Origin of the sequence: Mucilaginibacter sp. (assembly GCF_965277465.1) — a bacterium.
Taxonomy (GTDB): Bacteria; Bacteroidota; Bacteroidia; order Sphingobacteriales; family Sphingobacteriaceae; genus Mucilaginibacter.
The window spans coordinates 1,646,731-1,673,386 of record NZ_CBDICW010000001.1 but is presented as its reverse complement, the minus strand read 5'-3'; the positions used below and the strand labels follow the sequence as shown (position 1 = coordinate 1,673,386).

Here is a 26,656-nt window from a genome sequence, read left to right as displayed (position 1 = left end):
TTATAAACCGTTAGCCAGGGCTAATATCACATCCTTAAACGCAAACTAACAGACCGGCCAAGCGCCTGTGCAAGCTCCGGGTCAATTATTTGTCCGCCTTTTTGTACCCAGGCGTTCCTTGCGTCCTTAATTAATGCCACCTCCTCTTCGTTCAATAATATATCAAGCTCAGTAGTGTATTGATCTATTAGCTTGCTGTTTACAATCTGGTAAACGTAATCCTTATCCTTAAATGTTATCCTCAATGGCAAGCCCATAATCTCAGTCCTCGCGGGTAAAGATAGGTTTTCTTATCCCTACCGTGGTTTTATTTATCATACAATAGTTTTTAACATGGTTAATTTAACCTGCTGTAACAACGCAGTTTTTGTATTTAAAGCATCCCTTTAACAATAATTAACAAAATATAACGGCACGTTTAATTAATAACCTTCATCTTAGCATAAACATTATTTTTAATGAAAATTACCTTACCTGTCACCTTATTTTTACTACTGACCATTAATGCGTTTTCGCAACAGGTTACCCTTAGCGGCAAAATTACCGATGAGCAAAAAAAAGCCATCCCGTTTGCATCGGTTTACATAAAAAACACAACTAAGGGCACATCAGCCAATAGCGAGGGACAATATACCCTGCAACTAAAACCAGGAACCTACAATGTTCAATACAAAGCCGTGGGCTATAAGCAGGAAAGCCGCAAGCTCGAGCTCAGCAGCAACCAAACGGTTGATATGACATTAAGCCCCGAAACCTTCCAGCTCAATGAGGTAGTAGTTAAATCGGGCGGCGAAGATGCGGCATATGCCATGATCCGCAAGGCTATAAAGAAACGCAAGGCACACCTTAACGAGGTGAATGCCTACACCTGCGAGGTTTATATAAAGGGCCTGCAAAAGCTGCTTGCCGCCCCTAAAAAATTCATGGGTTACGATGTGCAGAAAGCCACCCGCGAAATGGGCCTCGACTCTAACCGCCGCGGAATAATTTACCTGTCAGAATCCGAATCAAAATATAGCTTTATGCGGCCTAATAAAGTACATGAGGAGCTGATCTCGTCCAAAGTATCGGGCAGCAACAAGGCATTCAGCTATAACAGGGCATCGGATGTGAATGTAAACTTTTATCAAAACACACAACGCTGGGAAGGCCTGAGCCTGCGCCCGCTTATATCTCCCATTGCTGATAATGCCTTATTTTATTATAACTACAAATACATAGGTTTTTCTACCGAGAACGGCGAAACCATTAACAAGATCCAGGTGATCCCTAAACGCGGTTATGATGCCTGTTTCCAGGGATACATTTATATAATGGACGATAGCTGGCGCATTTACGGGCTCGATCTTTTCATCACCAAAAAACAAAATATCAATTTTGTGGATACCCTTCGGGTAAACCAGCAGTTTTTACCTGTTAGCCAGCAGGCCTGGATGCCATCGTCAATTAAGTTTGAATTTACTGCCGGCCTGTTTGGGTTTAAGGTAGGCGGTTATTTTATTTCTATTTATAAAGATTATGACCTTGCCCCGGTATTCACCAAAAATGAATTTAGCGAGGTATTAAAGATCACCAAGGGTGTAAATAAAAAGGATTCGTTATTTTGGGAGAATGAGCGCCCTATCCCGCTTACAGAAGAAGAAAAAACAGATTATAAGAACAAAGCCGTACTGGCCAAAAAGCGCGAGTCCAGGCCTTATCTTGATTCGTTGGATAAGGTGAACAATAAATTCAGCCTCCAGCACCTGCTTTTTAACAGCTACAATCACCGCAACCGGTACGAGCATGAATATTATACCCTTGATGCGCTAATCCCCTCTATCAGGTTTAATACGGTGCAGGGCTTTTCACTTAACTATGGTGCTACCTACACTAAAATGATTGACACGGTTAATAACCGTTACTTTTTATTAGGCGGAAAGGCTGGCTATGGCTTTGCCGATAGAACCTTTACCGGAAGCGCTTTTGCCAATATCCCCTTAGGCACCTACAATTTAGGCCTTAACGCAGGCTCCGATATTATCGACCTGAATAATCGTAGTACCCTTTCGCCAGGTATCAACACCATCTACAGCTTATTCAGGCGGAAAAACTTAGAGAAGCTTTACCAAAAGCAATACCTGTCGGCCAACATCAGCAAACGCATAACAGGCGGCTGGCTGGCGAGCGCTATGGTTGAATATGCGGATAGACGTGCGCTTAACAACTCATCAACCTACAGCTTTTTTAAACCGGGCGACAGGGAGTATACCTCCAACAATCCTTTTACACCCAACCAGGATGGTTTACTTTTTCAGCAAAACCAAGCGTTTAAAATTGCCCTTCGTACCACGTATGATTTTAGCGACAAGTACGAAACCTTCCCGACAGGTAAAAGATACCTGCCATCGCCATACCCTACAATTGGCTTAAGCTATATTAAAGGCGTAAAGAATATTTTTGGTTCGGATGTGGATTATGATCTTTTAAGTGCCGATGTTACCAAATCAAACATCAATGCGGGCGTTTTCGGGCAGTCATCTTTTTATATCGGGGCTGGCAAATTTTTAAATAACAAATCATTGTTTTACCCGGACTATAAACAATTTATAGGTAACGAGGTATTGGCTTATAAAGGCACTATCAATAGTTTTTTACTGTTAGATTATTACCAGTTTAGTACCTATACCAAATATATTGAAGGCCATTTTGAGCAGAATTTTTCGGGCTTTTTCCTCAACAAGATCCCGCTGATCAGGAAGCTGAAGTTGCAGGAGATACTGGATGTTAATTACCTTTCTACCCCATCACTTAAAAACTATACCGAGTTGGGTGTTGGCGTGCAATATCTCAACTTCAGGCTGATGTATGGCACATCGTACAATACCAGCAGCAATATTAAATCGGCCATCAGGTTTGGGGTTAATTTTTAATTGGATTTAAGCTATAAGGAAACTTCGCGCCATTGCCTGTATTGAGGCGATGGCGCTTTTTTATGGAGCTATGTAAAAAACATGCTGAACAGCCGGGCATCGCCCACTAACTAATCACAAATTGCTATATTAGCACCCTTTAATAATTAAGATGAATAAATTCCACGGAACGGGTGTTGCTATCATAACACCTTTTCAAACAAACGGGCAGGTTGATTATGATGCTTTACAAAAGCTCATTGATTATTTAATAGATGGGAGCCTTGAATACCTTGTATCATTAGGTACAACCGGTGAAAGTGCTACCTTAAGCCATGAAGAACGAAAGCAAGTTTGGGAGTTTACTGCAAAGGCTGTTAATGGCCGTGTACATTTGGTAGCAGGCATTGGTGGTAACAACACACTTGAAGTTGTTGAGCAGATAAAGCAATTTGATACTACCGGTTACGATGCCATATTATCGGCAAGCCCGCATTATAATAAACCAACCCAGGAGGGTATTTACCAGCATTACAAAGCAATTGCCGAGGCTGCCCCCCTGCCTGTTATTTTATATAACGTACCCAGCCGTACCGGCAGCAACATAGCTGCTGATACCGTGGTAAGGTTAGCCCATGATTTTAAAAACATCATAGCCATTAAGGAGGCATCGGGAGTTTTTGATCAGTTTAACCAGATCATGCGCGATAAGCCGGAAGAGTTTATGCTTATATCGGGCGATGATCCGGTTACTTTACCAATGATAGCATTGGGCGCTGTAGGGGTAATATCAGTTATTGGAAATGCATTACCGCGCCAAACAGCTGATATGGTGCGCAGCTGCCTTGCAGGTGATTTTAAATCGGCACAGAAAGCAAATGCACAGTTAGTTGATTTTACCAGGCTGATGTTTGTTGAAGGCAGCCCTGCCGGCGTAAAAACAGCCTTAAAACATATAGGTATTTGTGAGGACACCCTGCGCCTGCCATTGGTACAGGTAAGCCATGCTATTGCTGATAAGATCATAAAGGAAACAGATAAGATCACCCAATAAAAAACTTCAATAACAAGCAATAAAAAACCCGCCGGATTTACCAGCGGGTTTTTTATTGAAATAAAGCAAGGTTCCTTTTTGAGGGTTTACTTATGCTTCTTTGTTTTTAGATTCCTGAACTTCCAAACGGATAGCCTGGGCTAAATTTTTAAGGTCCTGCATACCTTTACGAACACGGGTACCAGCAGCGCTGTTTCCCTTGTTGTAAAATTTGTCAGCATCCGCTTCCAACGACGCTACTAATTCTTTTACTTCAGTAAATTTTTTCATTTCAGTTACTCCTTTTTAAAATATTGAGGTTTATTGTTTTATGAAGCTAATCTAAAATGTTTTTTCTTAATTAAAAACATTTAATTAAGAAAAATAGTGCCTTTAAAGTGGTTTTTTTCAACATTTTGACCTTAAAATCTATATTATATATTTATTTAATATTATTATATAATATACCAAACAAAAGCAATACTGAAGATAATAAATCCGTTACTTTACAGTATTTTAATATTAAATTAAGAAACATTGAAAACAACAAAACGTTAGGCAATTATTTTATCCAATATCTTAATTTGCAAATATTAAAAGCAGCAGGTAAATACCTGTTATTTACAATAAATCGGGATAATATTTGTGTACTTTAATTATTAGTTCGCCAAATAAAGTATTTGCCCAGGCAAACCATTTACGCGTAAAATCGGCAGCATCATCCTTATTGAACGACTCGTGCATAAACCCGGTGCCGGCATGGGTACCTTTAAGCCATTTAAGGCATTGGGCTATCTCTGCCTTGTTTGTTGATGTTAATGCCCGCATGGTAATACTCATGGGCCATATATAATTTAGGCCTACGTGCGGGCCGCCTATCCCCTCTGCGGCTTTCCCTTTAAAAAAATAAGGATTATCGCTGCTCAGCACCATCCGGCGGGTGTTTATATAAAGCGGATCGTGCTCAGAGATGGCACCCAGGTAAGGCAATGCCAGCAAGCTGGGCACGTTTGAATCATCCATAAATAACTGATTGCCGTAACCATCAACCTCATAAGCCAAAACCTTACCGTAAACCGGGTGATCTTTTGTGGCATATTTTTGCAGTGCATGCGCAACCTCAGCAGCCATAGCTTTGCATATATCTGCGGTGGCCTTATCGCCTGCTATTTTATCATACATCTCCGCCATTTGGTATAAGCTTACCACTGCAAAATAATTGGAAGGCACCAGGAAGGGATAAATAGTAGCATCATCCGAAGGGCGGAATATGGAGCAGATTAAACCGACAGGCTTTACCGGATTACCATAACCGCTTAATGGTGCGGTATCACTGGCAACTTCCGTTTTGCGCTGAAAATGATAGGGGCCCTTTCCGTTCTTCCGTTGCTGTTCTTTAAAAGTAGCAATAATGGCTTTACCCGCCTTTTGCCAGTTGGCATCAAAAAAACTACTGTCACCACTGATCTGCCAGTAATGGAAAGCCAGCCTGACGGGATAACACAACGAATCAACCTCCCACTTACGTTCATGCAGCTCTGGCTTCATGTCGGTACGGTCGGTATCCCATTCGCTGCCTGTTGGCCCTGCATTAAAGGCATTGGCATAGGGATCAATCAAAATGCAATTGGCCTGGCGATTTAAAACACCTTTTATCACATTTTTTAATTCGGGATCGTTTTTAATAAGCGGCAGGTACGGCCAAACCTGTGCCGATGAATCACGCATCCACATGGCATTAATATCACCGGTTATAACAAATGTATCGGGGCGGCCATCCTTAACTGAGTAGTTAACCGTGGTATCTAAAGTATTGGGGTAGCAATTTTCAAACAACCAGGCCATTTCCGGATCTTTAATGGCAGCCTTTACGCTTTTAATGGTAGCCTCAACAGCCTTACTGGTAAACTTACGGTCGGCCAGTTTTGGGCGGTGGCTTTCAAACTGCTCCAGGCCTTTGACAAACCACGCAGGCCTAAGGCCCATGCCTAAACCAGCAGTTGTAACACCATTTATTTTAATAAAATTACGTCGCGTTATCATATTTGTTTCTAATTGGTAGGCCGTAAAAATAAAAAAGCCTTCCGGATTACCGAAAGGCATTTGATATTTTATAGTTGTGTGCATGAATAAAAAAACTCCTACATTTAATAATCAATCATACAACCGCATGAGATTCCGACTTATAAAAATATCCCTTATAGCTATACCTATACTTTTAATGGTATCGCTATTTGAAATAATAAACATTGAATCCTATTATGAAGACCAAAACTATATAGATGTCCCAGTAGCTACATTAAATTCTATCAGAAACGCAGAATACATAACTACCTTAATAACATTTTTACTTGTGGTAACTTTGATTTATTTTTTATACTTATATAACAAATCTGAAAAAGCCTAAACAGGGAAGATCGACTTTTACCCTACCAAAAAAGCCTTCCGGATTACCGAAAGGCTTTTAATATTTTTTATAGTGATGGCTTTACTTACTCGGCCACTACCAATTTATTCTCTTTATAATAACCGGCCTTTAACTTTTCGGCCATTTCGCTGTAAGCATTCAATGTGCGTTGTACATCCTCAAGGCTGTGTGCAGCAGTAGGTATTAAGCGCAACAAGATCAATCCCTTAGGAATAACCGGGTAGATCACTATGGAACAGAAGATACCATAGTTTTCGCGCAGATCACGGGTTAAGGCAGTAGCCTCGTACAAATCGCCTTCTAAAATAACCGGGGTAACCATTGTATTGGTAACACCTAAGTTAAAGCCACGCTCTTTTAAACCTTTTTGTAAGGCAGTTGATACCTCCCAAAGCTTTTCGCGCAGTTCGGGTTTTGAGCGCAGTAGTTCCAAACGCTTTTTTAAACCGATCACCATTGGCATTGGCAATGCCTTAGCGAAGATCTGCGAGCGCATATTGTAACGCAGGTAATCAACAATCTGCTTATCAGCCGCAACAAATGCGCCTATGCCTGCCATTGATTTTGCAAACGTACCGAAGTAAACATCAACGCCATCAATACAATCCTGCTCCTCGTGCGTGCCTGCTCCTGTTTTACCCATAGTACCAAAACCATGTGCATCATCAACCAGCAAGCGGAAATTATATTTCTTTTTAAGTTCTACTATCTCTTTTAATTTACCCTGCGCGCCCGACATACCAAAAACACCTTCGGTAATTAACAGGATACCGCCACCGGTTTGTTCAGAAAGCTTGGTAGCGCGCTCTAACTGCTTTTCGCAGCTTTCAATATCATTATGCTGGTAAACATATCGTTTGCCCATGTGCATCCTTAAACCATCAATGATACAGGCATGTGATTCGGCATCATAAACGATTACATCATTCCTATCAACCAGCGTATCAATTATTGATACCATTCCCTGGTAGCCGTAGTTTAATAAGTAGGCATCTTCTTTACCAACAAATGTACCCAGCTCGGCCTCAAGTTCTTCGTGATGGATTGAATTGCCCGACATCATACGCGCCCCCATTGGATAGGCCATACCATAATCTGCGGCAGCCTGCGCATCAGCAGCCCTAACTTCGGGATGATTAGCAAGGCCCAGATAATTGTTAAGGCTCCACACCAAATGCTCTTTTCCGTTGAACATCATGTGTGGCCCTATTTCGCCCTCCAATTTAGGATAGGAAAAATAACCGTGTGACCATTTTTGGTGCTGCCCAAGCGGGCCGCCCATATTTTTCGATATTTTGTCAAAGATATCCAAACCGCTCTTGTTTTATTATGTTTTGAAATACAAATATAGCCCTTAAAACGCGCAGAAACAATCATTATTACTTTTTATAATAGGCTATAATAAAGTAACTAATGCGTGACGCTTAGGCCACTATAACTAAAAACACACCCACCTGTTAAATATAAAAGCCCTTGCAAAATTTGCAGGGGCTTTCTGTAATCAGCTTAAATTGCTGATCGCTGATCTTTCAACCACCAACAAAATTTAATCTACATTATCATGCAGAAACGAATTGTTATTACGGATCTCTGTATTGCCTTCACTATCTGGCAGTAAAGAGAACCTTGAAACATGACTTTCATCGCTTGCAGGGGTTTGCTGTAAAGCAATTTCCTTGCGTTTGTAAGCCGGAATGTTTTCCATCTCCTGGATATTACCGCTGCGTAATTTCATGCTCAGGTCTTTAAGCCTCATGATCCGTTCGCGCGATTTGCGTAACTGCTCCTCTATAGATTCGTCTGTTTTATTATCATCAGCGCCAACAGTAATTTCCGGTTCCCTTTCAGGCTCTGGCATTTTCTCTTCTTTTGGCTGCATAAAGGTCATTACAGGCTCTGCTATTTTAAAGGTCATTTCCTGCGTATCGGCCGAATCCTGATCCATCATTGATGGCTCTTCGGCAGCAAGGCTATGCCTAACAACCGCAGGCTCTTCAGCACGGCTGCCTCCAAAAAGATCGAACAAGCCCGTTTGTTTAGGCTCTTCTTTCATTTTCATATATGGCTCGGTTACTGCATCAGCTTTAACCAGGTTAATAAACTCGTTTACAACAGGCTTAACCAAAGGCACACTATCAGGCATCAGCATCGAAACTACTTTCTTGCTGCTTTGCTCTTTTTCACGCTCATCCTTAGTTTGGAAACCGGTTGCTATAATAGTAACAGATAATTTATCGCCTAAGTTCTCATCAACACAGTTACCCCATATCAGGTCTGCAGCTAAGCCGGCTTCTTCCTGTATGTAGTCAGTAATAATACTCACTTCATCCATCGTAACCTCTTTAGTACCAGAGCTGATGTTAAGCAGGATGTAACGTGCACCTTCTATCTCGTTATCCTTTAATAATGGTGATGACAAAGCACCTTCAACAGCTTTTAAAGCGCGATTTTCGCCTTCGGCAGATGAACTTCCCATTATTGACACGCCACTGTCTTTCATTACAGTGCGCACATCCTTAAAGTCAACGTTTATATAACCGGGCAGTGTAATAATTTCAGCAATGCCTTTTGCAGCAGTTGTTAAAATATTATCAGCCTGTGCAAATGCCGAACCTAAGGTTAAGTTACCAAATATCTGGCGCAGCCTGTCGTTTGAGATCACCAGGAAAGAATCTACATTCTTTTTCAGCTCTTCCATACCGGCATCAGCCTGCATTTTGCGGCGTTTACCTTCAAAGGCAAACGGGGTAGTTATAATACCAACGGTTAATATATCAAGTTCGCGTGCTGCTTTGGCTATGATAGGGCTTGCGCCTGTACCAGTACCACCACCCATACCGGCTGTAATAAACAGCATTTTGGTATTGGTACCAAGCATTTGCTTAATATCGTCAATATTTTCAATAGCCGAGTTTTTACCAACTTCGGGTATTGATCCGGCTCCCATACCTTCGGTAAGGCTTGCACCTAATTGTACCTTGTTTGGGATAGGGCTTAACTCCAATGCCTGCGCATCTGTGTTGCAAATAATAAAGTCAACACCGGTTATTCCCTGCCTGTACATGTGGTTAACAGCATTACCACCGCCGCCGCCAACACCAATTACCTTGATGATAGAGGACTTTTCTTTTAACATCTCAAACTGCATAATCCTTGTTTTCAGTTATATGTGATTGACGAACTTTCAGATTTCACTAATGTAATAATATGATTTTTTAAACAACACTTATCCACAAATGTCAATATGTGGAAAGATTGAATCTTTGTGAATAATTATTGATTATTTCAAAAAGTCCTCATCTTTTATGTCATCCTTTATAAAGCGCTTGCCGGTTTCAACCAGTTTGCTTAGTAAGCCTTTTTTATCGCCAACAAATTTTTGCTGTTTAATAACTTTTACGTCCTCAACAACCGGCATAAATTCATTGTACTCAATTTTCTGGATACCTTTTATCAGCAGGCCTATACCTGTAGCAAAAGTTGGGCTTTGTAATTCTTCGTAAATATTTTTAGGCAGATGCTCGTTTTTTGCCAGGTGCTCGTTAGGGTAACCTACGCGGCAATCTAACCCGGTTACAAATTCAACCAGTTGTGCCAAATGCTTTAACTGCGCACCGCCACCTGTTATAACTATACCTGCTATCAGTTTTTTCTCGTAACCTGATGATTTGATCTCGTAGTACACATGCTCCACAATCTCTTCCATACGTGCCTGGATCACAAAAGCCAGGTTTTTAACCGAAATCTCTTTAGGTTCGCGACCCCGTAATCCTGGTACGCAAACAATTTCATTCTCTTTGTTCTCTTCGGCCAGTGCCGATCCGAAACGAACTTTTAACTGTTCGGCTATGTTACGCATTACTGAACAGCCCTCACGGATGTCCTCAGTTACGCTGTTACCACCAAACGGAATAACCGCTGTGTGGCGGATAATACCTTCGTGGAAAATGGCTACATCCGTAGTACCACCGCCAATATCAACCAATACAACACCTGCTTCTTTTTCTTCGTCGCTTAATACAGATTCTGATGAGGCTAATGGCTCCAAAGTCAACTCCTCGCTTTGCAGACCAGCCTTAGTTACACATTTCACAATATTTTTTATAGCAGTAACCTGCCCGGTAATGATATGGAAATTAGCTTCCAGCCTTACACCGGCCATACCTATAGGGTCTTTAACACCCGGCTCGTTATCTACCGTAAACTCCTGCGGCAATACGTGGATGATCTCCTCGCCCGGAGGCATTACCAGGTTGTACATATCCTCAATCAGTTTATCAATATCCTTGCGGGATATTTCTGACTGCAGATCACGACGGGTTATTAAACCGCGGTGCTGTAAACTTTTAATGTGTTGCCCTGCAATACCCACGTTTACCACCCTCACCTCTACATTTGACTGCGATCCGGCAACATCAACCGCCTGGGTTATACCCTGCACAGTTTTATCAATATTTGAAACCATACCCCGGGTTACACCAGCCGATTCGGCTTTACCTATACCTAATACCTCTATTTTACCGTTTTTACTCCTCCGGCCTACAATAGCGCATATTTTGGTTGTTCCAATATCCAATCCCACTACGATTGGTGAACTTTTTTCCTGAGTTGAAGTTTTGTCCATATTAATTCATTATTTGTGATGTGTCCTTGATAGATTTTGTTGTGTCCTTAACGGCCGTTTTTGCCTTTAAAGAGTCTTTTAATGTTGTGTTGCGTACCCCAATTACCTGGTTGGCGTATTTAACATTTATTACTTTATACGCATCCCAGCCTACTTGTGGCAGTGCTTTTTTATAAAATACCAGCAGGTTATGAAACTTGCTCTCCAACGAATCGGCATCGCCTATTAAAATACGGTTATTGCCTACACGCGGAATCAGTTCTATTTCATGATCCTTATTTACATAGATCTGCGCTATCTGCGCATCCCATAAGGAATCCTTCCTGATAAAGTCGGCCGTTTTAAATACCTGAACCGCCATTGCTGTATGCAAAGTATCAACCCGGTTTGAAAAAAGCTCATCTATAAAACCATTGGCTACCAATACCCTTGCGGTAAAGTTTGCCGATAACGGAATTTTTAAACCATGCTGATCTACATAAAAATCCTGATCAAAACGGTTCATGATCCTTAACACAGGTTGCCGCTGGCTGATCTCTACATTAATTATCCCATCCATATCCGAGTAAACCTTGGCAAACTCAATAAACGGGTTGGCTTTCAGTTTCTTCTCCAGGTCATTGATATTGATGTCTTCCATTTTGCGGCCAATAAGCGCCCTGCTGTTCACCTGCAAAATATTATCAACCTCTTGCCTGTCAATAAAATACTGATTACCCGGTATGTATATTTTAACATCCTTGCAAAGCACCTCTGCCTTTTTAACTTCAATAAAACTCATCAGCACAACAAGGCCACCCAGGCTCAGTACCCAGGCAAGGCTTATTAACAATGGTTTCCATATCCGTTTTTTAAACATTATGCAAAGCTTGTTTTAAAGGTTGAACCAATTGATCAATATCTCCGGCCCCTACAGTTAACAGCAGTCCGGGCAATTCATTTTTTACGGCTTCAATAGCATCGTGCTTACTTAACCTGCGTTTGTTTACCAAATGCATACGCTCCAGTATCATATCTGAATTTACACCCTCAATCGGCAATTCGCGGGCGGGGTAAATATCAAGGATGATCAGCTCGTCCGACAGATCCAGCGCCTCGGCAAAGCCATCCACAAAATCACGGGTGCGGGTAAACAAATGAGGCTGAAAAATAGTGGTCAGCTTTTTATTTGGATAAAGTCTTTTAACGGATTTTATACAAGCCTTTAATTCTTCAGGGTGATGCGCATAATCATCAATATAAATATGCGCTTCATTTTTCACAATATATTCAAAGCGGCGCTTAACACCCTTAAATGAGCCTAAAGCATTTTTTATAGCAGCCGGCTCAACATTCAGTATCAGGCAGGCTTCAATAGCAGCAACGGCATTCTCAATATTATGTGTACCGGCAATGCCCATTTTTATATTGGTGATGCTGGTATTAGCGTTCTTAAAATCAAAATAAAAATCGCCATCCTCAATGCGTACGTTGGTGGCACTTGCATCGGCGGTATCTTCTACAGCATAGGTAAAGCCTGTTTCTAAGGCTAATCCCTTTTTGTGGATCAGTGTACCGCCCGGTTTTATCTGCGAAGCAAACATTTTAAACGAATCGGTAAGATGTGCATGATCGCCATAGATATCTAAATGATCGGCATCCATTGAGGTGATGATAGCCACATCAGGATGAAGCGTTAAAAACGACCGGTCATATTCATCGGCCTCAACTACTACTACGTTGTTTTTGCCATACAGCACATTGCTTTGATAGTTGGACGAAATGCCACCCAAAAACGCAGAGCAATCATTACCCGAATCTTTAAGGATATGGGCAACCATAGTCGAGGTAGTGGTTTTGCCATGCGTACCCGCAACAGCCACGGCAAACATACCCTTGCTGATGATACCCAATACCTGCGACCGCTTATAAAGCTCAAAACCCTGCTCTTTAAAAAAGTTGATGATCTGTGAATCTTTAGGGATGGCAGGGGTAAAAATAATGAGTGTACCTGCATCAGGTGTTTGAAAGCTCAGCGGGATATAATCTGCCTTGTCATCAAATATTACCTGAATACCCTCGTTATGCAAATCGTTGGTAAGATCGGTTGATGTTTTATCATAACCGCAAACAACACAACCCAAATGATGAAAGTAGCGGGCAAGGCCACTCATGCCTATCCCACCAATCCCCACAAGGTAAACACGTTTAATGTTGCTTAGTTCCATTTTATTATCAATTGTAGCCGGTAAACTTTAAAGCCTACCTGCTGATTTTAAATACTTCTTGAGCGATAACCTCATCGGCATTAGGCATAGCCATGCTGCCAATATTATCGCTTAATTTTTTCTGTAAACTTTTATCGTTCAAAAGCTCAATGGCTTTATCAACCAATTTTTGTTCGGCATCGCGGTCGGCAACAAAAACGGCTGCGTTCTCCTGCACCAATGCCAGTGCATTTTTAGTTTGATGATCTTCGGCCACATTTGGTGAAGGCACCAGTATCACCGGTTTTTTTACCACGCATAGCTCGGCAATGGTACCTGCCCCTGCCCTTGATATAATAATATCGGCAGCGGCATAAGCTAAGTCCATACGGCTTAAAAATTCAACAATCTTAACATCCGGGTGATAGTTTTCGCCTAATTTTTCAATGATACCTTTATAATAAAACTTGCCTGTTTGCCAAACCACCTGTACATCTGCAGCTATCAGTTTATCAAGCCCGGCCATAATACAGTTGTTTAAAGTACGTGCCCCTAAACTACCACCGGTTATCAGTATTGTTTTTTTAAATGCCGACAGCTTATAAAGCTCCAATGCCTGCATGTGCTTGCCGCCAATATTAACCGAATCCCTGCGGATAGGGTTACCAGTTTTTATAATGCGATCGAAAGGGAAAAACTTCTCCATGCCATCAAAGGCAACACATATTTTTCTTGCCTTTTTACCAAGCCATTTATTGGTGATGCCTGCGTATGAGTTTTGCTCCTGTATTAAATAAGGAATATCCTTTAACGATGCAGCATACAGTAAAGGCCCCGAAGCATAACCACCCACACCTACTGCGGCATCGGGCTTAAACTCCTTAATTATGGTTAAGGCTTTCCTAACGCTTAGCAAAAGCTTTACCGGGAACATCAGGTTTTTAACGATTGATTTACGCTGAATACCCTGGATCTCCAGGCCAATAATTTTATAACCGGCTGCCGGAACTTTTTCCATCTCCATTCTGCCGCTGGCACCTACAAATAATATCTCGGTAGCCGGATCAAGCTTTTTCAAAGCATTGGCAATAGCAATAGCCGGGAAGATATGCCCTCCTGTACCACCACCGCTAATTATGATTCTCTTTGCTTTCACCTTTTTATTTATTTAACCGGTTAACTATATTTATAAGTACTATATGGCTACTTCTCTTATTTCGCCAACAATTATCTTTTTAGGCTCCTCAATATCCCTGCTTACTGATAGTATAATACCAAAGGCTATACTGGTAAACAATATGGATGTACCACCCATACTTACAAACGGCAGCGGGATACCTGTTACCGGGCCAAGGCCCACAGCAACAGCCATATTGGCAAATGCCTGTATGGTCAAGCTAAAGCTTAGACCTGCGGCTAATAAAGTACCAAACGCTTTTGGCGCCTTGGTTGCTATTTTTATACATCTGAACAGCAGGAACAGGTAAATACTTATTAAAACTATACCGCCTACCAAGCCATATTCTTCTACAATAATTGCGTAGATCTCATCCGAGTAGGCTTCGGGCAGGCTGTTTATTTCGTCGCTGTTGCCAACGCCTTTACCAAATATGCCGCCCGTAGCAATGGCTATTTTAGCATGGTTAGCCTGTTGCGCCTTATCAGGGTCGGCCATTTCAGGGTGGCGGAAGGTATTGATACGCGTCATGTACATGTGGCGGCGCGGGCCTAATAAAAGGATACCTGCCAGCACTATCATACCTGCAAAACATACTACCGCAATTTGCTTAACGCTGATACGGCCCATTATTAATAACAGGATGCTAACACCAAACAGCATTAAGGCTGTTGATAAATTTGCCCAGGCTATCAAAGCAAAAACCACACAAACCGCACCCATAATAGGGATAAACGATTGCTTAACATCCTTTATATTTTCCTGCTTGATGGATAGTGTACGCGCCAAATAAGTGATCAGGGCAAGCTTGGCTAAATCCGATGTCTGGAAGCTTAAGCCCGTACCGGGGATAGCTATCCAGCGGCTGGCCTCGTTTACGTGGTTACCAAAAATAAGTGTGTAAAACAAAAGCGGGATGGTAATGATCATTAAAAGCTTGGAGATACCGCGGTAATAGCGGTAATCAATTTTGTGCGAAATGTACATTAACCCAATACCGCCAACTATCATGGCCAAATGCTTCATTAAAATAGACTCAGCACCTACCCCGCGTTTGTATGCAAGCGAGCCAATGGCGCTGTAAACAGCCAGTAATGAAATAACCGACAGCAATATGACGATAAGCCATATCCAGCGGTCTCCCTTTGTGTTACTGAGTATTTTGTTCATTTTAAAAGCTATTAAGCGTTATCTGTTTTATTTTTTTGATGAATTATAAACCCATCATTCAACTACAATTCTTTTACTGCCTGCTTAAACTGCCTGCCCCTGTCTTCGTAATTTTTAAACAGGTCAAAGCTGGCGCATGCTGGCGACAATAATACTGTATCGCCTTTTGTGGCCAGGTGATAAGATACCTGCACGGCTTCTTCGGCCGAGTGGGTGTTCACTATCACATCAACCACATCTTCAAAAGCATCATGAATACGTTTGTTATCCTTACCCAAGCAAACTATTGCCTTTACTTTTTGCTTAACCAAATCTTTAAGCATGCTGTAATCATTACCCTTATCAACACCACCAAGTATCAGTACCACATCGCTGGTCATGCTTTCAAGTGCATACCATGTTGAGTTAACATTGGTAGCCTTTGAATCATTGATAAAGCTGATACCCGATATTTTGCCAACCGACTCCAACCTGTGCTCAATGCTTTTAAAGTTGCCCATACTCTCCCTCATTGAAGGGTTGCGCAGCTCTAATACCTTTGCTACTATACCTGATGCCATAGAGTTGTAAATGTTGTGTTTGCCTTGTAGGGCTAATTCATTGATCGACATCTGAAAATGTTGTTGATGAGTGTTAATGACAATATTGTCCTGCTCGAGATATGCTCCCTGTTCAATCTTTTTTTCGATAGAAAACGGTAATTGCTGCGCTGCAAAGGTTCGGCCCTCCATTCCCTTTATGGTTTCGGGGTCATCGGCACAGTAAATGAAATAATCATTGGCTGTTTGATTTTGGGTGATGCGAAACTTTGAAGCTGCATAATTTTCCAGCTTATAATCGTACCGGTCTAAATGATCGGGGGTAATATTTAATAATACTGCTATATCTGCCTTAAATCGGAACATGTCATCAAGCATAAAGCTGCTTAGTTCCAACACGTACAGGTCAAATTTTTCGGTAGCTACCTGGTAAGCAAAGCTTTTACCAATGTTACCTGCCAAACCAACATTTAAACCACCATTTTTAAGAATGTGATAGGTTAAGCTGCTGGTAGTTGTTTTGCCGTTTGAGCCTGTGATGCCTACAATTTTGGCATCAGTATAACGGCCTGCAAACTCAATTTCAGAGATTACCGGGATACCTTTTTCCTTTATCTTTTTTATGATGGCGGCCTTTTCAGGAATGCCCGGGCTTTTAATTACTTCAACAGCCTTCAGTATCTCATCTTCGGTATGCTGGCTTTCTTCAAAGCGGATGTTCCAGTCCTGTAATTGTTTTTTATAGCTATCGGCAATAGCCCCAAAGTCTGACACAAAAACATTATAGCCTTGCTGTTGGGCAAGGTATGCCGCACCCACCCCGCTTTCGCCGGCTCCAAGTATGACTATGTTTTTTTTTGCTTCCACTTTAATCTTCTCTTTTATGCTTGTATTAATTGCTCTTATCTTAATTTCAATGTGATGATGGTAACTATTGCCAGCAGGATGCCGATGATCCAGAACCGGGTTACGATTTTGGCCTCATGAAAACCCTTTTTTTGATAATGGTGATGCAATGGTGCCAGTAAAAACACCCTGCGGCCTGTGCCAAACCTGATACGGGTATATTTAAACCACGATACCTGGATAATAACGGAGATATTCTCGATAACGAAAATGCCGCATAACAATGGCACCATTAATTCCTTACGGATCATGATGGCAAATACAGCTATGATGCCGCCTATTGCCAAACTACCGGTATCGCCCATAAACACCTGCGCCGGGTATGAATTGTACCACAGAAAACCCACACAGGCCCCAACAAATGCGCCTGCAAAAATCACCAGCTCGCCCGAGTTGGGGATGTACATAATGTTCAGGTAATCGGCTATAACAGTATTACCCGATACGTAGGCCAGTATAGCCAGTGTGATACCGATAATTGCCGAGGTACCCGTTGCCAGCCCATCAATCCCATCGGTTATATTAGCACCGTTGGATATAAAGGTGATGATGATGATCACAAAAAACATGAACACCAGCAGCGAGTAATGATCAGAATCGGCACCGATAAACTTTAATACCTTGCCATAATCAAACTCGTTGTTTTTATAAAAAGGCATGGTAGTTTTTGTAGACCGGATATCCTGCGTGTAAACCGGGGTATTGCCACGCATATGGAACTCAACCGGTGCATCGTACTTTACCGGCAACTTTACTTCCTGGCGGATCACAATATCAGTATTTGAATACATGGTGAAGCCGATGAACAATGCCAAACCAACCTGGCCAATTATTTTAAATCTGCCGGCCAAGCCTTCTTTGTTCTTTTTAAATACTTTAATATAATCATCCAAAAAGCCAATAGCACCTAACCAAAGGGTTGTTACCAGCATCATAATGATGTAGATGTTATCCAGCTTGGCAAACAATAATGTTGGCACCAAAATACCCAGGATGATGATGATACCACCCATAGTTGGGGTACCTGCTTTTTGCATCTGGCCCTCTAAACCTAAATTTCTTACCGTTTCGCCTACCTGCTTAAACTGTAAATAGTCAATCAATCTGCGGCCAAAAACCGTGGTGACTACTAAAGAAGTGATTACCGCCATAGCCGTACGGAACGTGATGTACTGAAACACCCCCGCCCCGGGAATAGTGTAATTTTTATTAAGCCATGTAAACAGGTAATACAACATATTTAATTTTCGGTTTATTGACAGGCAGCTACGCTAATCTTTTCCTTTTTTTATTGATGATGTGACTATTTTGGTTATCAATTGTATTAAACAAGTAATTTAAATTGCTCACTTAGCTCTTCCATATCGTCGAAGTGAGTTTTAACCCCATTTATTTCCTGGTATTTTTCGTGTCCTTTACCGGCAATCAGTACAATATCTCCCGGTCGTGCCAACATGCAGGCTGTTTTAATAGCTTCGTGCCTGTCAACAATACTTACCGTATATCTTTTAAAAGCAGGGTCAACACCTTCTTCCATATCCCTGATGATCTGTGCCGGATCTTCTGAACGCGGGTTATCCGAAGTAAGGATGACCCTGTCGCTCCATTCGCAGGCGGCCTTTGCCATTATCGGGCGTTTAGCCTTATCCCTGTCACCACCACAACCTATTACGGTGATTACTTTTTCGTTACCCTTGCGGATATCATGAATGGTGCTCAAAATATTCTGGATAGCATCCGGCGAGTGTGCATAATCAACTATACCGATCACCTTGTTTGGCGCTACTATATAATCAAAGCGACCGCGTGCACCGGTTAGCCTGCTCAGGCTGGTTAAAATTTTGGTTTTATCCTGCTCCAGCAACATTGCGGCTGCATAAACGGCCAACAGGTTATAGGCATTAAATGTGCCCACCATTTTAAACCAAACCTCGTCGCTGTCAATTTGCAAAAGCAAACCTTCAAACTGGTTTTCAAGGATACGGGCCTTATAATCGGCCATGCTTTTTAGTCCGTAAGTTTTTTTATGGGCCTTTGTATTTTGCAGCATTACGCTGCCATTTTTATCATCAATATTGGTAAGGGCAAAAGCATTGCCGGGCAGTTCATCAAAAAATGCTTTTTTTGCCTTCAGATAGCTATCAAATGTTTTATGATAATCTAAATGATCGTGCGTTAAGTTAGAGAAGATCCCGCCCGTAAACTTCAAAGCCGCAACGCGGTGCTGTGCAATAGCATGCGAGCTTACTTCCATAAAGCAATAGTCGCAACCCTGCTCTACCATGTCGCTCATCAGCTTGTTAAGCTCAACAGGATCGGGTGTGGTATGAGTTGAGGGGATAACTTCACCATTGATCTGGTTTTCAACGGTTGATAATAAACCGCATTTATAACCTAAATCTCTGAATAATTTATAAAGCAAAGTAGCAATGGTTGTTTTACCATTTGTACCGGTAATACCAACCAATTTTAACTGTGCCGAAGGATTATTATAAAAATTAGCAGCTACAATACCCAATGCAATAGCAGAGTTTGCTACCATTAAAAAGTCAACCTCGCCGGTTACGCGCGATGGCAGCTCTTCGCAGATTACGGCAACGGCACCATCTTTAATGGCCTGTAAAATATAATCGTGTCCATCAACCACGGTACCTTTTACAGCCACGAACATTGATCCCGGAATTACCTTGCGCGAATCAAAAACCACTGCCGTGATCTCTATATCAGCACTACCCTGTAGCTCTGTGAATGCAAGCCCTTCTATTATATCGCTCAAATACTTCATTGCAGTTCAATTGTTATTTTTGATCCTTTTGGTATGATACTCCCGGCAATTACTGATTGCGCAGCTACTATTCCGCTTCCCCTTGCTGTTACTTTATAACCCGCATTACCTAATGCATACAAGGCATCGCTTAAGCCCATGCCTTTTACCTGTGGCACTACACCACTTTTATAAGCAGCATCTTCAAATGGTATACCGTTGCTGGTATCAACCCCGCTGCCGGTTGAGGCATAAAGCGGTTTAACACCCAGCTTACTATATACTTGTTTTAATGCTTTTGTATTCCCTTTTTTTATTTGCGGCAGGTTGGTGTTGCCTACATAATGCATTGGCGTTGCCTGGTTCATATCCAAATCGCTTGCATAAACCCTGTCGGCTATTTCTCTGAAAACCGGACCAGCAACCTTAGCCGCGAGGTAATCGCCAGTGGTAGGGTGGTTGATAACCACGATCATTGAATATTTTGGGTGATTAGCCGGAAAATACCCGCAGAACGAAGCCTGGTAGGTTTTTTGCCCGTAGCCCTTGGTTCCATCGGCAATCTGGGCAGTCCCGGTTTTACCGGCTACTGTATACAGCGGGTTTTTGATCACGTTTTTACCTGTTCCTTCGGTTACCACACCTTCTAACATGCCCTTAATTTTACCAAGCGTAACATCCGAGCATACTTTCTCATTAATAACCCTTGCCTGGAAAGTTTCGACCGTATTACCTAACCTGCGGATTTCCCTTACCAATAATGGCGCTATCATTTTACCATTATTTGCTACTGCGTTATAAAGTGCAAGCATTTGTAGCGGGGTAATTTTCATTTCGTATCCGTAGGCCATTTCGGGCAGGGTATAATATTTGTTCCAGCTGCGGCTTTTTGGGTTTTTTACAACCGGGTTGCCTTCGCCTGGTATTTGCAGCTGCAGTTTTTCGTTCAGGTGATAGCTGTACAGCTTATCCGTAAACTCCGAAGGGTTATTGCTGTAATGCTGGTACACCAATTTTGCAGCCGCCACGTTTGATGATTCTTCCAAGGCGCGTTTTACCGTAATTTCGTAATTATCATGCTCGGTATCGGTAATAGTAGGCCCTTTCGGGAACTTGTATTTTCCGCCTTCGGCATTAATAATGGTATTGGTATCTACCTTATGCTGATCAAGCAAAGTCATATAAGTGGCCAGCTTAAAGGTTGAACCTGGATCAGCCGCATCGCTTATAGCATAGTTCAGTTTTTCCTGGTAATCGCCATCTTTTGTGCGGGTAAAATTGGCAATCGCCCTTATCTCGCCAGTTGCAACTTCCATCAACACCACGCAACCATGATCGGCCTGATTTTTTATCAGCTGCTTTTTCAAAGCATCCTGCGCAACATCCTGAAAGTTCACATCAATGGTTGATATAATATCCGCACCTTCTTTAGGTTCAATTTCGTCCTCGCCATTATTTACAGGCATCCAGGTACCGCCGGCCATGCGCTGTACTAAGCGCTTACCGCTTTCGCCATTAATATAGCTGGCATAAGCACCTTCAAGTCCTACTGCATTTTTAACATTATCGTTTTTATAACCAATGGTACGTGACGCCAAAGTGCGGAAAGGATGCACCCGCTGATTTTGCTCAACCACAATAAGACCGCCTTTGTATTTACCCATACCAAAAACCGGGAACTTACGGATCAGCTTTAATTGCTGGTGCGTAACATTGCGCCTGATGAGCTCATAGCGTGAGCCCTCTTTACGGGCATCGCGCAGCATGCGGGTATATTCTTTTTCAGATTTATCGCCAAACATTTGCGATAGCTTAAGGCCCAGCGAATCAATCTTTTCATTAAAGATCTTATCATCAATAATACCGGGGGCAAGCACATCCATGTGCAGCTCATACTCCGGTACTGATGTAGCTAACAGGCTCATATCAACCGAAAAAATATTGCCCCTTGCAGCCTCAACCGTTTGGTAGCGGGTTGATAGCTTGGCGGCCATTGCTTTCCATTTATCGCCCTGTACAAACTGAACGCGGAAAAGCTGTATCACTACAGCCGCAGCAAACAGCAGGATTAACCCGAATGACAGGTAAACCCGCATTAATATGTTAGCCCTAATGTTCATTTTTCACCTCCCCTGCCATCAGTTTTTGCGGTGGCTGTAATGATTCTTTTATACCCAGTGTATCGGTGCGTTTGGCAACCTCGGTAAGGGTGCTTTTAAAAGCCAACTCGGCTTTGGTGTTTTTATAATCCCAGCTCAGCTCCTTTACCTCTTTGCTTATTTTATCAATATCGCGTATGTTTCTTTCAGCCAGGTGCCTGTTGGCTATGTAAATCATTCCAAGCAGGGCTACAAATAACATAAAAGGCAAAGCCTTTGTGGCTGCCTCGGCATTTAAAATACCTTTGGTTAAAAACTGCGTCAAAAAGTTATCGGGGAATTCCTTTACAGGCTTTTCCTCAACAACAAGCTTCTTCTCAGCCTCTTCCTCCTCTATTTGCGTACGTAGCCGGTTCGTCATTTTTTTACCGCTATTCTTAATTTAGCGCTCCGTGCCCTGTTATTTTCTTTTATCTCATCTTCTGATGCGGTTATAGCCCCGCGGCTTATTGCATCAAAGGGTTTATTGCTATTGCCATAAAAATCTTTTTCAAGCTCACCGCTGAATTTGCCTTTGGCGATGAAGTTCTTTACCAGCCTGTCTTCTAACGAGTGGTATGACATTACCACCAGCCTGCCGCCTGTGCCAAGCACGGCCTCAGTCTGCATTAAAAAATCTTTCAAAGCCTCCAGTTCCTGGTTAACCTCAATGCGCAGCGCCTGGAAAACCTGCGCCAGGTATTTATTTTCTTTCCCCTTGGGGATACGGTTTATAATGGCATTCTTTAAATCGGCAATGGTTACAATAGGAGCATTTAACCTGGCAGTTACAATAGTATTTGCCAACGATTTTGCATTTTGAATTTCGCCGTAGATACCGAAGATTCGGTGCAGATCGGCCTCCGAATAATTGTTAACCACTTCCTTAGCACTCAGATCTGATTGCTGGTTCATGCGCATATCCAATTCAGCATCAAAACGAATGGAGAACCCCCGCTCGGCCTGGTCAAACTGGTAAGATGATACACCTAAATCGGCGAGGATACCATCAACAGGCAAAGCATCATGCAGGCGGCAAAAGTTTTTAAGGTAACGGAAATTCTGATCGATAAAGGTAAAGCGCTCGTCAGCTATCAAATTTTGTTTGGCATCGGCATCCTGGTCAAAAGCAAACAGCCTGCCGTCTTTATTTAAGTGCTTTAATATTTCGCGCGAGTGACCGCCACCGCCAAAAGTTACATCCACATAAGTACCACCGGGCTTTATGTCCAATCCTTCAATACACTCATTAAGCATTACCGGAGTATGGTATGTACTCATATGCTCTCTCCCTTTCTTTTATCACCCATCACCTCTTCAGCCAGTGCCGCAAAATTTTCGGGCTCATCATCAATCATTGCACGGTGAGCCGCTTTATCCCAAACTTCTATTTTATTTATCTGGCAGGTTAATACTACCTCATCCTTAATCCCTGCGTAATCCAATAACAGCTGCGGCAGGTTTACCCTTCCGGCCGCATCAAGGCTTAATTCTGTTGCGCCACGGGTAAAATATCTTATAAACTCTATGTTTTTGCTCTCGTATTGATTAAGTTTGCTTAGTTCGTCAAGCTTTTTGTTCCATTCTTGTTTAGTGTAAATCACCAGATATTTTTTAAAGCCACGATTGATCACAAGGCCCTCGCTGTCAGCTTCTGGAAGCTTTTTCTTGAGGCCCGCAGGGATGATCATTCGCCCTTTGTTATCTAATTTACACTCAAACTCGCCGGTTAAATAGGACATTTTAAAACTTGGACATTAATTGTATTGTAAAATTAGATTTCTTTCTCCACTTTCCCCCACTTTGCCCCACTAAAGTTATTAACACTTGTGCAATTACTTTGTGGATTATTTTTTAGAAAGATTTCTTTTCAATTAACCCTCAAATACATTAGCAAATACAAAGCTTTCTATCTAATTTTGAGCATGTTACATCATTTTGCATGACACGTTTAAAACTTAATAACTACCAGGATTTTGCCATTGAACTGCTTGAAAAACAGGCACGTTTAATAGTTTATAACAACGGCGTGGAAAATGTTTGCCGTAAAGAGCGGATAAGTAAGCTTAAGCACTTTGCACAATCAACTGACGATCATTTGTTTAAGGGCCGCCTGCAATTACATAAAAGTGAAGTGGGGATTGCCGTAATCGTAAAAGGAGAAATAGCCGGATTTATTAGTGCTGAGGCCTTTATGAATAATCTGTAAGCGCATAAAAAAATAATTTTATACCTATATTTATACCTGATATGAAAGCAAAACATTTAATATTCGGCCTATTCCTGCTCGTGAGTTCGGCAACAATGGCACAAACGGCAATGCCATCATCAGAGAGCGTTTTGACAGATGCTTTTGCCAAAGCAACCAAAGAAAATAAAAAGGTGATCCTTATTTTCCATGCCTCGTGGTGCGGCTGGTGCAAAAAGATGGATGCATCGCTCAATGACCCGGCATTAAAGAAAATGTTTGATGATAATTATGTGATAACCCATTTGGATGTAATGGAGCAAAAAGAAAAAGCGGCGCTTGAAAACCCAGGCTCAATGGCAGTTATGAAAAAACTTGGCGGCGAAAATTCCGGCCTGCCTTATTGGTTAGTGCTTGATGCAAAAGGTAATATAATTGCTAATTCGCTGATGCCTAAGGATGGTGCAACCACCGGTACCGCTGCGGATAATATTGGCTGCCCTGCAACAGAAAAAGAAGTAAGTTATTTTGAAGGAATTATAAAGAAGACATCGGCCTTAACCGACGGCGATTTAGGCGCTATTCACAAACGATTCCTGTTAAACCAACCGCCACCACAACCAGCAAAGGCAGCAAGCTCTAAATAAAAGAAGGCTGTAAAAAAGAAATGTTGCATGGCATAATTCTTTGAACCCAACAATCGATGCGTTGTTTTATGCCTGTCTTAGTGCTCTTTGTGGTAAATTTTACTGCAGAGAATACTATACTTTTTTCTTTACGGTATTTTAGTATATTTTTATAGGGTAAAGTAACCAACCCTATAAATGATCAATTTAAACAAAACCCTAAGCCGTTTTTCGCTGATTGCAATTGCTCTGCTTCCGCTTGCTGCCAATGCGCAAACAGATAGCAAAGCATGGATAACAAAATCAAACAGCTATACCAAAATCCTGATTGATATTGATGAAAAGTACTCGCCTGAGTTTGGATCCGGGCAAGGGCTTGCTTTTTATGATACCCTTATAGCCGTACCTACTTTTGAAAACATTGCCGCCGCCCGGAAAGAAAAGATGCAGGCGCTCATCACCCTAAAGAATGCCAAGCAGACCGAAACTAATATTGCTTTAAAGCAGGATCTTGACATACTGATCAACAGCACGGAGTTCAGCTTCAGGCAGGAAGATTTTGATCTGAATAAAAAGGCTTTCTACATGAATGCCACCGAAACCGTTTTTAGCGGACTACAAACTTTGTTGGATGATCAAACCCCGGTTGAAAGGCGTGCAGCAGCCATCATCCGCCTGCGTAAATATGCCGGGCTGGTGAAAGGCTATCAGCCTATAACCACTATTTTGCTAAACCGCACGCAAAAGCAAATGCAAATTCCGGGCGTTATTTATTCATCAAAGCAACAGATTGAGATCACGCTTTCGCGCAATGCAAGCGAGGTGAACGGGATTGAAGAACTATTTAAAAAATATCAGCTTACCGGATGGGAACAGCCTTTTGCGGTTGTAAAAAAACAATTAGAAGATTATGATGCCTGGATAAAAGCCAACCTGTTACCAAAAGGCCGCACCAGCCGGCTGCCCGACGAAGAGTATCAGCTGGCTTTAGAAGGCTATGGTATAGACATCCCCCCTGCCCAACTGGCTAAAATGGCACATGAGGCATTTAAGGATATACAGAAACAAATGAAACCCTTAGCCGAGGAGATTGCCAAAAAATACAACCTGCCATCGAGCGATTACCGCGAGGTGATTAAATACCTGAAGAAAGACCAGATAATTGGTGATTCAATAATGCCATTGTATAAAAGGCACCTGGCGGATATTGAGGCTATTATCCGTAAGCAACAATTGGTAACCCTACCTAACCGCCCGGCTATAATACGCCTGGCAAGTGAAGCCGAAACTGCCCAGGGACCAGCGCCGCACATGGTACCGCCACCGTTTTTGAATAATACCGGGCAACGCGGGGTATTTGTATTGCCATTGAACATGCCAGCAGCAACCGGCGAAAAGATTGATAAGTATGATGATTTTACATTCGACGCGGCATCGTGGACCATTATAGCACATGAGGCCCGCCCCGGCCACGAGCTGCAGTTTGATAAAATGGTTGAAGAAGGTGTATCGCAGGCGCGTGCCTTATATGCTTTTAACTCCACCAATGTGGAAGGCTGGGGTTTATATTCTGAATACATAACCCGCCCATATATGCCAGCCGAAGGGCAGCTGGTATCGTTAGATTACCGCCTGCTGCGCGCCGCCCGCGCCTTTTTAGATCCGGAATTGCAGGCAGGCATCACCAGCCAGGAGCAGGCACTTGCCCTGCTGATGAAAGACGTTGTAGCATCACACGCCTTTGCCAAACAGGAAGTTGAACGCTACGCCGTTAATTCACCCGGGCAGGCAACCAGTTATTTCTATGGTTTCACCAAAATGATTGCCCTTAGAAAAGATACCGAGAAAGCATTAGGTGATAAATTTAACCAGCAACGATTCCACGATTTTATCCTGTCGCAAGGAATATTGCCACCGGCATTAATTAGAGAAGCAGTGATGGGAAATTTTGTAGATAAGGAGAAATAGGAGTATAATATAACAACA

General features: G+C 42.2%; 22 protein-coding genes. 5 read left to right on the top strand and 17 right to left on the bottom strand.

Translation table 11 applies throughout. The annotated features are described in order from the left end of the window. Positions 1–26: 26 nt before the first annotated feature. Positions 27–257 (bottom strand): hypothetical protein, encoded by a 231-nt coding sequence (locus ACQY4U_RS07580; RefSeq protein ID WP_428328788.1) that lies wholly within the window; start codon positions 255–257, stop codon positions 27–29. 201 nt (positions 258–458) lie between these two features. Here ACQY4U_RS07580 and ACQY4U_RS07575 point away from each other — a divergent pair, with 201 nt between their 5' ends. Both ACQY4U_RS07575 and dapA read left to right on the top strand, forming a co-directional pair. After that, positions 459–2,912: a DUF5686 and carboxypeptidase regulatory-like domain-containing protein gene (locus ACQY4U_RS07575; RefSeq protein ID WP_428328787.1), complete on the top strand. Its 2,454-nt coding sequence runs from the start codon at positions 459–461 to the stop codon at positions 2,910–2,912. 151 nt (positions 2,913–3,063) lie between these two features. Further along, complete coding sequence (gene dapA, locus ACQY4U_RS07570) at positions 3,064–3,945, top strand: 4-hydroxy-tetrahydrodipicolinate synthase (RefSeq protein ID WP_428328786.1); 882 nt, start codon at positions 3,064–3,066, stop codon at positions 3,943–3,945. A 90-nt stretch (positions 3,946–4,035) separates the two neighbouring features. On the opposite strand, the gene ACQY4U_RS07565 is transcribed toward dapA, so the two are convergent. From ACQY4U_RS07565 to mraZ, 16 genes are all read right to left on the bottom strand, one after another. Next, positions 4,036–4,215, bottom strand: coding sequence for a histone H1 (locus tag ACQY4U_RS07565; RefSeq protein WP_428328785.1), 180 nt, complete (start codon positions 4,213–4,215; stop codon positions 4,036–4,038). A gap of 330 nt (positions 4,216–4,545) precedes the next feature. Continuing rightward, positions 4,546–5,967: a glycoside hydrolase family 125 protein gene (locus tag ACQY4U_RS07560; protein ID WP_428328784.1), complete on the bottom strand. Its 1,422-nt coding sequence runs from the start codon at positions 5,965–5,967 to the stop codon at positions 4,546–4,548. 449 nt (positions 5,968–6,416) lie between these two features. Further along, a complete protein-coding gene (locus tag ACQY4U_RS07555; RefSeq protein ID WP_428328783.1) occupies positions 6,417–7,664 on the bottom strand; it encodes an aminotransferase class I/II-fold pyridoxal phosphate-dependent enzyme in 1,248 nt (415 codons plus the stop codon). A 234-nt stretch (positions 7,665–7,898) separates the two neighbouring features. Then, positions 7,899–9,500 carry a cell division protein FtsZ gene (gene ftsZ / locus ACQY4U_RS07550; RefSeq protein WP_428328782.1) on the bottom strand — a complete coding sequence of 534 codons (1,602 nt, stop codon included), beginning with the start codon at positions 9,498–9,500 and terminating at the stop codon, positions 7,899–7,901. Between the two features lie 132 nt (positions 9,501–9,632). Beyond that, the gene (gene ftsA / locus ACQY4U_RS07545) at positions 9,633–10,976 is read right to left on the bottom strand and encodes a cell division protein FtsA (protein WP_428328781.1); all 1,344 of its coding nucleotides are present in this window, start codon (positions 10,974–10,976) and stop codon (positions 9,633–9,635) included. 1 nt (position 10,977) lies between these two features. Then, positions 10,978–11,835: a cell division protein FtsQ/DivIB gene (locus ACQY4U_RS07540; protein WP_428328780.1), complete on the bottom strand. Its 858-nt coding sequence runs from the start codon at positions 11,833–11,835 to the stop codon at positions 10,978–10,980. Next, positions 11,828–13,183 (bottom strand): UDP-N-acetylmuramate--L-alanine ligase, encoded by a 1,356-nt coding sequence (gene murC, locus ACQY4U_RS07535; RefSeq protein WP_428328779.1) that lies wholly within the window; start codon positions 13,181–13,183, stop codon positions 11,828–11,830. Before murC ends, ACQY4U_RS07540 begins: the two co-directional genes overlap by 8 nt. A gap of 34 nt (positions 13,184–13,217) precedes the next feature. After that, entirely contained in the window at positions 13,218–14,318 is a 1,101-nt protein-coding gene (gene murG / locus ACQY4U_RS07530) for an undecaprenyldiphospho-muramoylpentapeptide beta-N-acetylglucosaminyltransferase (RefSeq protein ID WP_428328778.1), read from the bottom strand. A 39-nt stretch (positions 14,319–14,357) separates the two neighbouring features. Next, positions 14,358–15,509 carry an FtsW/RodA/SpoVE family cell cycle protein gene (locus ACQY4U_RS07525; RefSeq protein WP_428328777.1) on the bottom strand — a complete coding sequence of 384 codons (1,152 nt, stop codon included), beginning with the start codon at positions 15,507–15,509 and terminating at the stop codon, positions 14,358–14,360. Between the two features lie 62 nt (positions 15,510–15,571). Next, complete coding sequence (gene murD / locus ACQY4U_RS07520; RefSeq protein WP_428328776.1) at positions 15,572–16,915, bottom strand: UDP-N-acetylmuramoyl-L-alanine--D-glutamate ligase; 1,344 nt, start codon at positions 16,913–16,915, stop codon at positions 15,572–15,574. A 35-nt stretch (positions 16,916–16,950) separates the two neighbouring features. Continuing rightward, positions 16,951–18,192, bottom strand: a complete 1,242-nt coding sequence (gene mraY, locus ACQY4U_RS07515; RefSeq protein ID WP_428328775.1) for a phospho-N-acetylmuramoyl-pentapeptide-transferase — start codon at positions 18,190–18,192, stop codon at positions 16,951–16,953. 86 nt (positions 18,193–18,278) lie between these two features. Next, the gene (locus ACQY4U_RS07510) at positions 18,279–19,739 is read right to left on the bottom strand and encodes a UDP-N-acetylmuramoyl-L-alanyl-D-glutamate--2,6-diaminopimelate ligase (RefSeq protein WP_428328774.1); all 1,461 of its coding nucleotides are present in this window, start codon (positions 19,737–19,739) and stop codon (positions 18,279–18,281) included. After that, the gene (locus ACQY4U_RS07505) at positions 19,736–21,838 is read right to left on the bottom strand and encodes a penicillin-binding protein (RefSeq protein ID WP_428328773.1); all 2,103 of its coding nucleotides are present in this window, start codon (positions 21,836–21,838) and stop codon (positions 19,736–19,738) included. The genes ACQY4U_RS07510 and ACQY4U_RS07505 overlap by 4 nt, the downstream gene beginning before the upstream one ends. Beyond that, entirely contained in the window at positions 21,828–22,238 is a 411-nt protein-coding gene (locus ACQY4U_RS07500) for an FtsL-like putative cell division protein (protein ID WP_428328772.1), read from the bottom strand. The genes ACQY4U_RS07505 and ACQY4U_RS07500 overlap by 11 nt, the downstream gene beginning before the upstream one ends. Next, positions 22,235–23,137 carry a 16S rRNA (cytosine(1402)-N(4))-methyltransferase RsmH gene (gene rsmH / locus ACQY4U_RS07495; protein WP_428328771.1) on the bottom strand — a complete coding sequence of 301 codons (903 nt, stop codon included), beginning with the start codon at positions 23,135–23,137 and terminating at the stop codon, positions 22,235–22,237. The genes ACQY4U_RS07500 and rsmH overlap by 4 nt, the downstream gene beginning before the upstream one ends. Then, the gene (mraZ, locus tag ACQY4U_RS07490) at positions 23,134–23,598 is read right to left on the bottom strand and encodes a division/cell wall cluster transcriptional repressor MraZ (protein ID WP_428328770.1); all 465 of its coding nucleotides are present in this window, start codon (positions 23,596–23,598) and stop codon (positions 23,134–23,136) included. The genes rsmH and mraZ overlap by 4 nt, the downstream gene beginning before the upstream one ends. Before the next feature lie 200 nt (positions 23,599–23,798). Between mraZ and ACQY4U_RS07485 the strand changes: the two genes are divergently transcribed. From ACQY4U_RS07485 to ACQY4U_RS07475, 3 genes are all read left to right on the top strand, one after another. Beyond that, positions 23,799–24,065: a hypothetical protein gene (locus ACQY4U_RS07485; RefSeq protein ID WP_428328769.1), complete on the top strand. Its 267-nt coding sequence runs from the start codon at positions 23,799–23,801 to the stop codon at positions 24,063–24,065. A 41-nt stretch (positions 24,066–24,106) separates the two neighbouring features. Beyond that, the gene (locus ACQY4U_RS07480) at positions 24,107–24,691 is read left to right on the top strand and encodes a thioredoxin family protein (RefSeq protein ID WP_428328768.1); all 585 of its coding nucleotides are present in this window, start codon (positions 24,107–24,109) and stop codon (positions 24,689–24,691) included. A gap of 177 nt (positions 24,692–24,868) precedes the next feature. Next, positions 24,869–26,638: a DUF885 domain-containing protein gene (locus ACQY4U_RS07475; RefSeq protein WP_428328767.1), complete on the top strand. Its 1,770-nt coding sequence runs from the start codon at positions 24,869–24,871 to the stop codon at positions 26,636–26,638. The last annotated feature ends 18 nt before the right edge of the window (positions 26,639–26,656 follow it).